Genomic DNA, 12,316 nt, shown 5'->3' with positions numbered 1-12,316 from the left:
CCCTTCTCAGGATGTTCCGATGACGCCCGACGCCGCTTTTCCCAACAGCGCCATGCAACCGGGTGGAGCGCCGTTCAACGCCGCGCGTCGCACCCTGATCGTAATCCCCTGTCTCAATGAGCAGCGGTTCATCGGCGGTTTGCTGAAGCAACTTCTGGCGGATGAGGCTCTGGTCGATCCTCTGATCGTGGTGGCCGATGGCGGCAGCCGCGACGCCAGCCGGTCGATCGTGCAGGCCCTCGCTCGCGAGGCGCCGCAGATCCGTCTTCTGGACAATCCCGCGCGATTGCAGAGTGCGGGCGTCAACCTTGCCGCCCGCCTTTACGGGCAGGATCGCCCCTGGCTCATCCGCATCGACGCGCACGCCACCTATCCGGATGGCTACGCCTCGGCGCTGGTAGAGCAGGCCCTGAGTCGCGAGGCGGCTTCGATTGTGGTCGCCATGGACACCGTAGGCGCGCCCGGTTTCCAACGGGGTGTCGCGATTGCGCAGACCTCGGCCCTGGGCACGGGTGGGTCGGCCCATCGCGTCGCTGGCGCCACCGGCTGGGTCGATCACGGCCATCATGCGCTGTTTTCGACGCCGGCCTTCCTGGCCAGCGGCGGTTACGATGAAAGCTTCAGCCATAACGAGGACGCCGAACTGGATCTGCGCCTCGCCCAGGCCGGCGGGAAGATCTGGCTGACCGACCAGCCTCGCGTCACCTACTACCCGCGCGACAATCCTGCCGCCCTGTGGCGGCAATATTTCGCCTATGGCCGGGGGCGCATGCGCACCGTGCTCAAGCACCGCGCCCGGCTTCGCCCGCGCCAGACTCTGCCGCTCCTGGTGGCCCCGGCCCTCGTTCTGGCGGCGGTCAGTCCCTGGTTCGGGCTGGCGGCCGCGCCTGCCACCTTGTGGGGCATAGCCTGCCTCGGCTTTGGTCTTCTGCTGGCGGTCAGACGTCGCGACCCGTGGGGGGTGTTGGCCGGCCCGGCCGCCATGATCATGCATGCAGCCTGGTCGTTCGGCGCGTGGCGGCAGAGACTGACCCACGGTTTTGCGGTTCACGCGCCTGCGGTAGCGACCGAAAGTCCAGTCCTGTGAGTGTCGGACATCCCGTCGTCAGCGTCGTCATGGCCAATTACAATGGCGCGCGTCACTTGAACGCCGCGCTGGATTCGGTCCTGAACCAGACCCTGTCCGACCTGGAGCTGATCGTTGTCGACGACGTTTCGACCGATGAGAGTGTGGCGGTGCTGCAAACCCGCGCTCGCCTCGACTCCCGCCTGACCGTGTTGCCGCAGCCGCGCAATCAGGGGCCGGCGGCGGCGCGCAACCGTGGCCTGGACGCGGCGCGAGGCCGGTGGATCGCAATCGTCGACAGCGACGATGAGCTGGCTCCCGACCGGCTGGCTTGTCTGGTTGCGCGCGCCGCCGCCGATGGCGCGCGGATCGTCGCCGACAATCAGATGGTGTTCACGGAGACGGGAGCTTTCGAGCCCTATCCGATGCTGCCGCCAGATCGCTTTGCCGCGCCGGTCTGGATAACGCCCGCCCAGTTCATCGAAGGCGGCGTGATGTATGGCCCGGGTCCGGACTTTGGCTATCTCAAGCCGCTTATCGAGCGCTCCCTGCTGGCCGAGCTACGATACGATGAAAGCCTGCGGATCGGCGAAGACTACGATCTCCTGCTACGACTTATGCTGCGCGCAGGCCGTCTGCGGCTCGAGCCTGCCGCCTTATACCGCTATCGCAAACACCCGCAGTCGATCTCTCACCGGCTGACGCCGGCCGCCCTGACCGACATGCTGACCGCCCAAGACCGCTTCCGCGCGGAGTTCCCAAACCGGGCGCCAGAGCTTCGCGAGGCCTTGACGCGCCGCGCACGCTCGCTCGAAAAAGCCAGGGCCTACGAGACCGTCATCTCCGGGTTGAAGGAGGGCGCGATTGTCTCGAGCTTGATGTCGGCCGTGGGACAGCCGCAGATTTGGGCGCTGCTTACCCAGCCGCTACGCGCTCGCCTGGACCGCTTTGCCGCGGCCCGCCGTCAGTCGACAGTCCGGGCCTGATCCTCGTCGGCGCGATTGAACGCCTGCAGATCGGCGCGAAAGCTTCGACGCGCCAGTAGCGCGACTACCGCGCCATAGACCGCTGCGCCCGACAGAATAGCCGCGCCAAGCCCCAGGGCGGGCGGCCAGGCGGCCCAGATCGGTCGGCTCAGGAGGAGCGCCGTCCCCATGCACACACCGCCAACGGCGGCCGGCGCCAGGGCGCTCAGTAGACTGCGAACTGGCGCGTGCAGAGCTCGCGCCAAGACCACCATATAGGTCGCCGCCGCACAGAGCGTCACCACGGCGACTGTCGCGCCTACCGCTGCCAAGCCAAAGCGAACGCTGAGGGCCACGCCCGCGACGGTGCACAGTCCCGACGCCATGGCCATCCGGAACTGCAGTTCTGATCGCCCCAGTCCCATCAGCACTGCGGCCGCAACCGAGCAGAGCGAAAATCCAAGCCCCGCCGCGCTCAGCCAGGTCAGGGTTCGCACTGCCCCTGTCCATTGGTCGCCCAGCACCAGGCTCACGGCTGGTCCGGCGACAATGCCAAGCCCGACGAACAGCGGGGTCAGGACGATGGCGGCCAGCCTCAGCGCCGCCGTGGCGATCTGCACCGGAGCGGGCCCGTCAGGCCTCGTCGTTGCTCTCGCCACCGCGGAGAAGATCAGCAGGTAAAGCGGGCCGGAAATGATCAGGTCGGGGATGCGGATGATCTGGTAGGCCATGGCGTAGTAGCCGAGCGACAAGGCCCCCAGCGTCGCCCCGACAATGATGTTGTCCAGGTTGCGCGCCAGGAAGTCACCCAGGGTCGCACCCAGACTGTGAGCGCCGAAGCGCAGCAGATCGAGCGCCTGGCTTGGACGGCAATGCCGGCGGATCGGCAGGCGCGAGGCGCTGACCACCCAGGCGAACTTGCAGGTCCACAGCACCAGTTGCTGCACCGCCAGGCTCCAGGCGCCCCAGCCGTGCAGAGCGGCTGTCAGGGCCGCGGCGCCGCTGGCGAAGGTCGAGATCAGGTCGCCGGCAGCAAACACGGTGAACCGCCGCTCGCGAATGACGCGGGCGTTCGCCGCCGCCGTAAAGCCGCTGAGCACCAGGATCGGCGACAGGCCCAGGATCAGCAGCGGCAGGCGGGGCTGGTTCATCGCCGCGCCCAGCGGCCAGGCCGCCAGGCAGGCCAGCATCGCCAGGCTGGTCCCGATAGCCCCCGCCAACCAGAAGACCGTGGACTCCAGCTCGACCGATGGTGACTGACGCCGGGCCAAGGCGGTGGATAATCCCCCGTCGGCTAGGGCGTTGCAGAACAGCACAAAGGGCATCGCCAGCGACACCAGGCCATAGTCGCTGGGCCCGACCAGGCGGGCAAGGACCGGCAACAGCGCCAGTTGCGCGGCCAAACGCACCAGGTTGGCCCCGCTCAGCACCAGGGCGCCCATCGCCCCGCGCGGTGCGCCGGTCGACGTCGGCGCCGACGCAGCCGTCATGGCTGCTCCACGGGCGGGGCCAGGAGGCGGCGAGTCGGAACGGTCGCCGGTTCAAGCAGCCTGTGCGAACGGTCCGGCGCTCGCGGGCTGCGACGGCGGCTGCTGCGGCGATCATCGGACTCCGGCCCGGGAGAAGCCTCGTGCTGGCTAGAGCCCAGGGCCGCAGCGAGCGCCGCAAAGGTCAGTATGGTCGAGAAATAGAACGGGGCCATGCCGACAGCCTCGATCGGGGTGCGCACCAGCTCATACAGAAGGATGCTCATCCAGATGCACAGGGCCAGGTTGGGACGGAGCACGAAACGTCGCAGCAAAAGCCCGAGGCCGATCAGAACAGTCAGCAGAACGGTGACTAGGCCCAGCCATCCCAGCTGCACAAGGATTTCCACGCCGGTATTGTGGAAGGAAAAGCCGCCCCGACTTGTGATGCCGGCATAGCGCCACAAGCCTTCGGCGTCGGTGTCGCCCTGCAGCCAGAACGCATAGAAGCCTCGGCCCAGCAGCGGCCGCTCGGCGATAAGCTGATCGGCGCGGTACCACAGATAGGTTCGTCCGGTGAGGGTGGGATCCTTGTCGAACAGGTCCGCGCCCAGCTCGATCAGCTGGGTGGATAGCCATTCATAGCTCGCGGCTCCGACCACCAAGCAGACGCACAGGAAGCCGACCAGGATGGCGCGAAGTCCCATGCCCGCCCGATAGACCGCCAATAGGCCGGCCAGGGCGATCAGGCCAAAGCCCAGCCCCAGCAAGGCGCCAGCCGAATGGGCCGCGGCCACCGCATAAAACTGGACAAGAGCGGCGAAGAACCCGGCCAACGCCCAACCGGGACGGCTGTGCTGCAGGGCGTGTACTGCGACGCCCAGAGAGAGCAGCAGGCCGGTCGCGGCGATGTCGGCCAGCAGGTTTTTGCCGTCGCTCAGGCCTGAAAAGGCCTGGTCGCCGTAGGCTCCGACAGCGGTCTGGTGGCCGAAGGCGATCGCCGCGCAGACATAGATGAAGAAGGCCGTCGCCATGCCGCGGAACACCGCATGGGGGTTCTTCGCCGCCGACAGCAGCAAACCCGCCAGAACGGTCAGCACGAATTCCAAGGCGAACTTGGCGCTGTCTCCAGGGGCCTGTGACCAGAACACCGACAGAACGGCGAAACCCGGCACGACCAGCAGGAAGGCGCGGGGGGCAAGCACCGACCAAAGGCGCCGCCACATGGCGGCGCCATAGGCCAAGATCAACAGGCTCAGCAGAGCCGCGCCCAGAGTGCCAAGCTGCAGGCTGAAGAGCAGCAGCAAGAACATCAGCAGGCTGAAACCGCCGTCGAGGTCCAGGCCCGTCAAGGTCGCGCTGACCGGATGCGACCGCCGAGCCGGTCTTGCGGGACGGGGCGACGGCGGCGCGTTAATGGCCTCACCGGGCGCCACCAGCCTCAAACGAGGCGACATGCGTCGGGGGCCAAGCTGCTCAAACTGGGTCACGGGTGAACCTGTAGGCGCGAATGTAATCGATCCGCAGCTTTGCGGGCCAACGGGTCTGGGCGTTCGGCGGTCCAGCCCAGCCGCCGCCTATGGCGAGATTGGCGACGAGATACATCGGCTTGTGCATGTCGCTCGGGGTGGGCTGGCGGCCAACCTCGGCCCCGTCGACAAACCAGACCAGGGTTTGAGGATCCCAAGCGACGGCGAAGGTGTGAAAGTCCTGATTGCTGAGCGCGACCTCAATACCCTCAGCCTTTCGTGTGCTGGAATGGGCCGTGACATAGGCCCGGCGCGGATCGCCGATATTCTCCATCACATCGATTTCCGGAGGCCAGCTATTGTCAGCCGCCAGCATCCAGAAGGCGGGCCAAAGGCCCTTGCCGGCGGGAAGCGCCGCGCGCATTTCGAAATAGCCGTAGCGCTGCGAGAAGCTGGGCTGAGTGGTGATCAGGCCTGAACTGAAGCCATAGCCGCCCAGATGGGCGCTCTGTTCGGGCGCCAAGGTGTTGGCGGTGATTTCCAGAACGCCGTCCGAGACCGAAAACGGATCCAGGCCCACCGTCTTGCCGGAGTGACGCATGGCCGGATCGACATAGAGCTGCAACTCACCGTTCTTGCGGATCGTCCGCTGGTCGAGGTCGTCGACCCGCCCGTCGCCAAAGGTGGTGCGCCACACGCCGCCGCCTGCGGCATGGAGCGGCCGAAAGCGCTCGAACTCATCCGAAAAGGCCAGGGTCAATGGTCTGCCATCCGGGGTCTGGATCAAGACCGCGCCCGGCTTCGCGGAGCGCGCCGCACGTCCCGCAGCGCCGGCCAGTGGAATGGCGGCGGCCACGGCCAGCACGGCCGCGACCAGCGCCCCTCGACGCACAATAGTGTTCATGGCTCGCCCCTAGGCTGCGGCGATGTAGTACTTGCGGTACTCGTGGAAGTAGTCGCTCTGGTCCTTGAAGCCGAACCGCGACTGGGCCTTGATGTCCACGCGGGTCAGGAGCGCGCCGGCCACGTCCGCGCCGCACTCCGTCAGAATGTCTATGGCCGACTGCGCCGTACGCAGGGGCGTCTTGTTCCACCGGACCACATACAGGACCTTGTCGACCTTGGCCGCCAGGATGCGCGCGTCCGCAACGCCCAGGATCGGAGGCGTATCAAGGATCACATAGTCATATTGCTCGGCCAGGCGGCGCAGCAGGGCGTCACACTGCGGGGAGCCGAACAGGTCGTAGGGGATAGGATGACCGCCGGCGGCCGGCAGCACAGTCAGGCCCGTGCGAGCGTCATAAACCAAGGCCTGTTCCAGGCTCACCTCGCCGTCGATCACCTGAACCAGACCCACGGGCTGATCGCCTACAAGCTTGGTCAGGCCACGCATCCGCAGATCGCAATCGACCACCACGACCCGCGAGCCCGACAGCGCCATAGCCTGGGCTAGGCACAGCGAGGTCATGCTCTTCCCCTCCTTCGGCACTGCCGAGGTCAGGGCCAGGATCTTGGCCGGCGCGCCGCCTGACAGCATCAGGAAGGCGCGAAGGTTACGCAGCGACTCTGCGAAGGCCGACAGGGGATTGTTCAGCAGATATTCGGCCGGCGCACTCTTGCCGCGTCGGCGACGGCGGCCGGCTACAGAGGCGTAGTCGGGCAGAATGCCGGCGAAGGGCACGCCCAGTTCGCGCTCGATGTCGTCACCGCTGCGCAGGCTACGGCTCCAAAGCTCCGCCATCAGCATGGTGACCGCTCCGGCCAGCAGGCCAAGCAGCGCTGCCGCCAGACCGATCAGCGGCAGGTTGGGTGAGCTGGCTTGGGCCGGCGCGGTGGCCAACGAGGCAATGGTGGCGTCGGTCTGTTGCAGACTGCCCTCGGCCGCCACCTGCTTGGCGCGATCGAGATAGGCTTCGTAGATCTGTTTGGCGGAGTCCGCGCGCTGGCGCAGCATCAGGAGGCCGACCTGGGCCTGACCATTGGCGGCGAGGCCGCCTTGGGCCGTGCCACGGCTTCCCAGCAGCGATCCCTGGCGCTGCGACGCCGCTGAGGCCTCGGCCTGAAGGCTGGAGAGGATGCGGTTGATTTCGAGCTGGATCTGGCTGCGGATGTCGTTGAGCTGAGCCTGGGTGCGCTTGACCTCCGGGTAGTCCGGCTTGAAGTCGGCCTGCAGCTGCGCCAGCGCCACGCTGGTTTCGGCTTCCTTCTTGCGAAGCTCGCGGATGGTGTCCGAACCCAGAGCCGCGCCGACGTCGGCGCCGCCGCCGCCACGTCGCACCTGGGTAGCGGCCGCGGCCAGCCTGGCCTGCTTCTCGGCGGTGTCGGCCTTGGCCTGGGCGATCTGCTGGTTGAGGGTCGAGACCTCTTGCTCGGCCATAGTGGCGCCTTCGGCGCTGAACAGGCCATGGACGTTCTTGTATTCCTGGACGCGGGCCTCGGTGGCCTCGGCCTCCTGGCGCATGGATTCCAGGCTGACGCCGAGCTCGCGGTTCGCCTTTTTCACCGCGCTGATTTTCTCGTCCAGCTGCCGTTGGAGATAGGTCTCCATCACACCGTTGGAGACCATGGCCGCCTTCTGGGGCGAACTGGAAGTGACGCCGACGTCGATGACATAGGTCAGCCCGGCCCTGCGCACGCTGGTGCGGTCCTGCAGGCGATCAGCCACCTGGGCGACGGTCTGGGCGTCGCCAACCGGCGTCGCGGCCGCTGTGCGGGCCTTGGGGTTGAACTCGGGATCCTTGTAAAGCTCGAGCTTGCGGACCACGGCCTCGGCCAACGCATGCGAGCGCACCAGTTCCACCTGGGTGTCGATCGCGCTCATGTCCGGCGGTCCGCCGCCTTGAGGCGCCTGCGTACGGGCCAGGTTCTCGCGGTTTGGGTCCACGAGGATGGAGCCGTGAGCGGTGTAGCGGGATGGCAGGGTCGCAGCGAAAGCCATGATCGCTACGAAAATCCCGACGGCCACGGCAAGACCAAGCGGCGCGCGCTGGAGGATGGCGCCTGTCATGCGCCGCAACTCGGGCGGGCGCGAAGCCTGGGCGCCGTAGCCGCCGCGCGCCCGGACCGGCCCCACGGCGTCGTTGGAGAGCGGAATGAGGTTGCTCATGTTGATTTCCACTGGCGCGGCCAGGCCCCAGCCCAAGCGCGTGACAAAAAGATGGTTGTGATCGCGCTCGCCGCGTAGATTACAGGATCGGAATTAGCGACAGCACCGGGAAGGCCTGACTGAAATTGCTCAGGAACGACTTGCTGGCGGAAGTGTCGACGATGATGATGTCCTGGCCGTAGATCTGCGGATCGACGGCCTTGCCTTGCCGAATGGCGCCAAGGTCGAAGACGGCCGTCGTCCTCTCGTTTTGCACGGTGCGAATAACAGCCACGCGGCGCAGATTGGCCAGGCGCGGATCGGCGCCCCGCGCCAAGGCCACGGCCTGCATGAGGGTGGTGGGCCCGGTCAGAGCGTAGACGCCCGGCTGGCTCACGGCGCCGTCGACGGTGATCTTCTGGCTCGAGGCTTCCTTGACCGAAACAACAACCTGCGGGTTCTTCATATAGGACTTGCCGAGGGACGCAGCGATGTCGCTCGAAAGCTCGCCCGGCGTGCGGCCAGCAGCAGTGATCTGTCCGACCAGCGGAAGGATGATCTTGCCGCCCGTATCGACCTGGGCCGTACGGGTCAGATCCGCCACCTGAAAGACATTGATGTCCAGGGTGTCCTTGGGTCCAATCCGGTACTCGGCATCGCCGGGGCGGATGGCCACGGCGGAATCGGGCGGCGGCAAGCTCGCCGTTTTAGGACCCGCCATAGCGGTGCCGAGAAACAATAGTGAAGCCGCAAGCGCGGCGGCGCAGACTCGCGTGATCATGTAAAGCCCTTCCCGCATGCCCTGTGCGTCGACTAAATGTTGCCCTGCACAACAACACGAGCGAAGCGAAGCAGTTCCGAAACCTTGAAATGTTTCGGACGTCCGGAGAAAAGCTTAACCATTAATGATCCAAAGGCCCTGTGGTCGCCAGCTTTGCTTTGGCGGGCGATTCTTGATCGCGTGACCAAGGCCTCGCGCCAGGCTTGAACAGCCGCGCCAGCGGAAGCTCGACCCAATAGTGGACGGCCAAACCCGCCAGAATGACAAGCCCGAAGGCGAGCATCATCAGCCCTGCCAGCTCAGGCCAGCTGGTCATTCCCAGCTTGGCGGCAAGCTTGGTGACCGCGGCGGTTACGAAGAAGTGGGTCAGATAGATCGAGTAGCTGGCGTCTCCGATCCGGCGGGCCATTGGCCATTTCGCCACGTAGCCGCTTTTCTCGAGCATCAGGGCCGCGGCGACGATGACCAGGGCCGGCAGACCCGCCGCCACGGCGCGGTCGACGCCTGGCCAGAGTGTCGGCGCCGCGAGCATCAAGACGAGCGCGCAGGCTCCCGCGATGGCCGCCGCCAACGCCGCCACCCGGCCCTGTGGCAGGCGGCCCCGGCCAGCCCCCAGCAGCATTCCACCGGCGAACTCCAAGATGACAGGCGCCGTGTAAAACCTCGCCAAGGGCGTGGTCGGCGCGAAGATCAGGCCGGCGACTACGGCCAAGCCCAGGACGAAAAGCGGCAGGACAAGGCGGGCGCGGCCAGCGAGCAGCCCGACGGAAAACAGCAGATAGAAAGCCATCTCATAATTCAGCGTCCACCCCAGGAAGACCAGCGGGTGCAACTCGCCATCAGGACGCTGGTACGGAATGAAAGCGAGGGACTTGGCCAGCTTGATCGGATCGGCGTCCGTCGAACTGAACAGGCCCGGCCAAAGCCAGACGAGGGTAAATACGCCCAGCGTGACCAGCCAATATAACGGGACCACGCGCGTCAGACGCTGGCGCATAAAAAGCGCCGGCCCCACGGGTCGACGGGCCGTGGCCTGCACCATGATCAGACCACTGATGACAAAGAAGACGTCGACGCCGCTATTGCCCCAGGCGAATATGCCCTGAGACGCTCCGCCCAGACGAACAAGATCCTGCAGGTGGACAAAGACCACCAGCAATGCGGCCAAGCCGCGCAGAACCTGGATATTGGTCAGGATCGAGCCTTGGTCCGCGGGTCCGGGCGTGGACGGCGCCTCGCTCGGCTGGATCGCGGTCATCTAGTAGAGTTCCAGTTCGCGGCGGCCAGCCAGGCGCGAGGCGGCGCCCAGATGCATCGCGCCCCGTAACACCCAACCCGCTCGCCGGGCCGGGTCAGGAAAACTTGCCAGCGCGCAGCCGGCGCAGGCCAGCGCCTTGGTTGCCGCTACAAGCCCATGCCTGAGCCGTTGGCCGCGACTGCCGCCTTGCGCAAGATGGGCGCCGTGGGTCTGGCCGCTGCGGAAATTGCGCTTGAGCAGCCAGCCCCAGCGTGTGCGGGCCTCCGGTACAGGCTCGTAGACAACGGCGTTGGGAGCAAACCCGATACGGCCGCCGCGACCCGTCATCTGCAGGAAGAACCTGTCGTCCTCGCCGCCCGTGCGCCCCAGGGCTAGGTCGAAGGACAGGTCCGTGGCCTCGAGCGTCGAGCGCTTGAGCAGGACGTTACCCGCGTAACCCTTGAGGATTTTCCCGCCGACGAATACGGGCCGGGTGGAGTGGCTGTTCAGGCGCCGCAGCCAGACCGGCGCCGCCGGATCATAGATGGCGTCGACCGGCCCCAGGACAGCATCGACATCGCCGTCGGCGGCCCTGTCGAGCAGTGCGCTCAACCAATTCGGCGAAGCGAACTGGTCGTCGTCGATGAACGCCAGCCATGGCGCCCGCGCGGCGTTGAGGGCCGCATTGCGGGCCAGGGAGATGTTGCGGGCCGGCGCGTGGATGTAGACGACGGTCAGGCCGAGCAAGGCCGCCTCCGCCGAGACACGGCCGGCGGCTTCAGGCTCCTCGGCGTTGTCCACAACGATCACCCGGCTGGGCAGCCGAGTCTGGGCGGCGACGGAACGGAGGGTCTCGATCACTTCCGGCCGGTGGAAGGTGCAGATGCAGACATCCACCGGCGCCGGCTGAAGGCGAGGCGCGCCATCAGCGGCCTCTTTCGAGGCCGTCGGCGCCTTGTCGCTTACCTTGATCAAACGCTCAGCTCCCCAGCAGGCGATCACCACCCCGAGCGGTGACCGCTTGCTAAGCGCGCAGCGCCGAGGCGTGTTCCCGCTGCCCTAGAACAGCCAGTCCGCGCTCTGAGCCGCCGTCGCCGAGACATTGTCCAGCGTCGTGATCAGGAATGGCCAGGGCTTGCCCCAGGCCAGGCCATCGAGGTCGACATAGACCAAGGTGTCACCGTCTCCATTGTCGCGGAAGCTCAGATAGCCATCGGCGATCGGATCCGACCCGGTATAGCCGGTGAGCTCGCGCAGACCGGTCAGGTCCAGGCGATCGACTCCGACCGTGAAGTCGGTGACGTGTCCCGCTCTCCATGGGGTGACGTCGAAGAGAAAGACGTCAGCGCCGCCCCCGCCCGTGAGGACGTCGGCATTGTAATGGCCCTTGAGGGTGTCCGCTCCGGCCCCGCCGGTCAGGGTGGAGGCGCCCTTGTTCGTGCCGCTCAGGTACATGCCGGGCTCGGTCGATGGCTGCGGCGCTACCGTCGAAGGCGGAGGCAGGCTTGGCGACGGCGTGGGAACGACGCTGGGCGTCGAGGCGCCCAGCACCTTGGTCGCGGTAAGCGAGGCGGGATTTACGCCGTCCAAGGTCGTGATGGTCGTGGCCCACGGATTTGCGGAGCCGCGGCCGTCAATGTCGAACATCACCTTGGCGCCGCCTCGGCCGTCCGAAGCAAAGCTCAGATAGCCGTCGGCCATCGGGTCGGACCCGAAATAGCCGCTGTCCTTGAACAGGGTCGACAGGTCGAGCTTGTCGACCCCGACCACGAAGTCAGTGATGTGCCCGGCGTTCCAGGGCAGGACGTTGAACACGAAGGTATCGGAGCCCGCGCCGCCGGTAAGGGTGTCGGCCAGATGTGCGGCGGTCAGAAGGTCGGCTCCCGTTCCACCGGTCAGCCACGAGGCCGCCGTGTCGGAGCCATGCAGGCCGCCACCGGTCGTCGGCGGGGGTGTGGCCGGAGCGGGCGTACCCGGGGTAGGCGCTGGCGTCGGCGCCGGGCTTGATACAAACAACTGACCCGCTGTCAGGCCATGGGGGGAGACGCCGTCGAGGGTGACGATCGTGGTCGCCCAGGGATTGCCCGCGCCCTTGCCGTCGATGTCGAAGAGCAGCTTGGAGCCGCCTTGGCCGTCCGAGACGATGCTGAGGTAGCCGTCGGCGACGAGGTTGGAGCCCGTATAGCCGCTGGCGGCGATCAGGCCGGAGAAGTCCAGCTTGTCGACGCCGACGGTGAAGTCGGTGAT

At 66.7% G+C, this 12,316-nt stretch carries 10 protein-coding genes; 2 read left to right on the top strand and 8 right to left on the bottom strand.

The genetic code is table 11. The features are described 5' to 3' along the window. The first annotated feature begins 19 nt into the window (after positions 1–19). Positions 20–1,087 carry a glycosyltransferase family 2 protein gene (locus tag ACP69S_RS13885; RefSeq protein ID WP_425998147.1) on the top strand — a complete coding sequence of 356 codons (1,068 nt, stop codon included), beginning with the start codon at positions 20–22 and terminating at the stop codon, positions 1,085–1,087. Further along, entirely contained in the window at positions 1,084–2,052 is a 969-nt protein-coding gene (locus tag ACP69S_RS13880) for a glycosyltransferase family 2 protein (protein WP_425998145.1), read from the top strand. The genes ACP69S_RS13885 and ACP69S_RS13880 overlap by 4 nt, the downstream gene beginning before the upstream one ends. On the opposite strand, the gene ACP69S_RS13875 is transcribed toward ACP69S_RS13880, so the two are convergent. From ACP69S_RS13875 to ACP69S_RS13840, 8 genes are all read right to left on the bottom strand, one after another. Beyond that, complete coding sequence (locus ACP69S_RS13875; protein ID WP_425998143.1) at positions 2,031–3,521, bottom strand: lipopolysaccharide biosynthesis protein; 1,491 nt, start codon at positions 3,519–3,521, stop codon at positions 2,031–2,033. The genes ACP69S_RS13880 and ACP69S_RS13875 overlap by 22 nt on opposite strands. Next, positions 3,518–4,849 (bottom strand): O-antigen ligase family protein, encoded by a 1,332-nt coding sequence (locus ACP69S_RS13870; protein ID WP_425998141.1) that lies wholly within the window; start codon positions 4,847–4,849, stop codon positions 3,518–3,520. Before ACP69S_RS13870 ends, ACP69S_RS13875 begins: the two co-directional genes overlap by 4 nt. Before the next feature lie 124 nt (positions 4,850–4,973). Continuing rightward, positions 4,974–5,870, bottom strand: coding sequence for a glycoside hydrolase family 16 protein (locus ACP69S_RS13865; protein WP_425998139.1), 897 nt, complete (start codon positions 5,868–5,870; stop codon positions 4,974–4,976). Positions 5,871–5,879: 9 nt separating this feature from the next. Continuing rightward, the gene (locus tag ACP69S_RS13860) at positions 5,880–8,072 is read right to left on the bottom strand and encodes a GumC family protein (protein ID WP_425998137.1); all 2,193 of its coding nucleotides are present in this window, start codon (positions 8,070–8,072) and stop codon (positions 5,880–5,882) included. Positions 8,073–8,151: 79 nt separating this feature from the next. Continuing rightward, on the bottom strand, positions 8,152–8,832 hold the full coding sequence (locus tag ACP69S_RS13855; protein ID WP_425998136.1) for a polysaccharide biosynthesis/export family protein: 681 nt from the start codon (positions 8,830–8,832) through the stop codon (positions 8,152–8,154). A 121-nt stretch (positions 8,833–8,953) separates the two neighbouring features. Continuing rightward, complete coding sequence (locus ACP69S_RS13850) at positions 8,954–10,090, bottom strand: acyltransferase family protein (protein WP_425998134.1); 1,137 nt, start codon at positions 10,088–10,090, stop codon at positions 8,954–8,956. Continuing rightward, complete coding sequence (locus ACP69S_RS13845; RefSeq protein ID WP_425998132.1) at positions 10,091–11,044, bottom strand: glycosyltransferase; 954 nt, start codon at positions 11,042–11,044, stop codon at positions 10,091–10,093. Positions 11,045–11,128: 84 nt separating this feature from the next. Beyond that, positions 11,129–12,316: type I secretion C-terminal target domain-containing protein (locus ACP69S_RS13840; RefSeq protein ID WP_425998130.1), on the bottom strand; the 1,188-nt coding region annotated here is incomplete at its 5' end.

The sequence above is a fragment of the Caulobacter sp. DWR1-3-2b1 genome, assembly GCF_049895765.1.
GTDB lineage: Bacteria > Pseudomonadota > Alphaproteobacteria > Caulobacterales > Caulobacteraceae > Caulobacter.
Note: the sequence above shows the minus strand (reverse complement) of the source record. Positions and strands in the feature narration are given on the sequence as shown.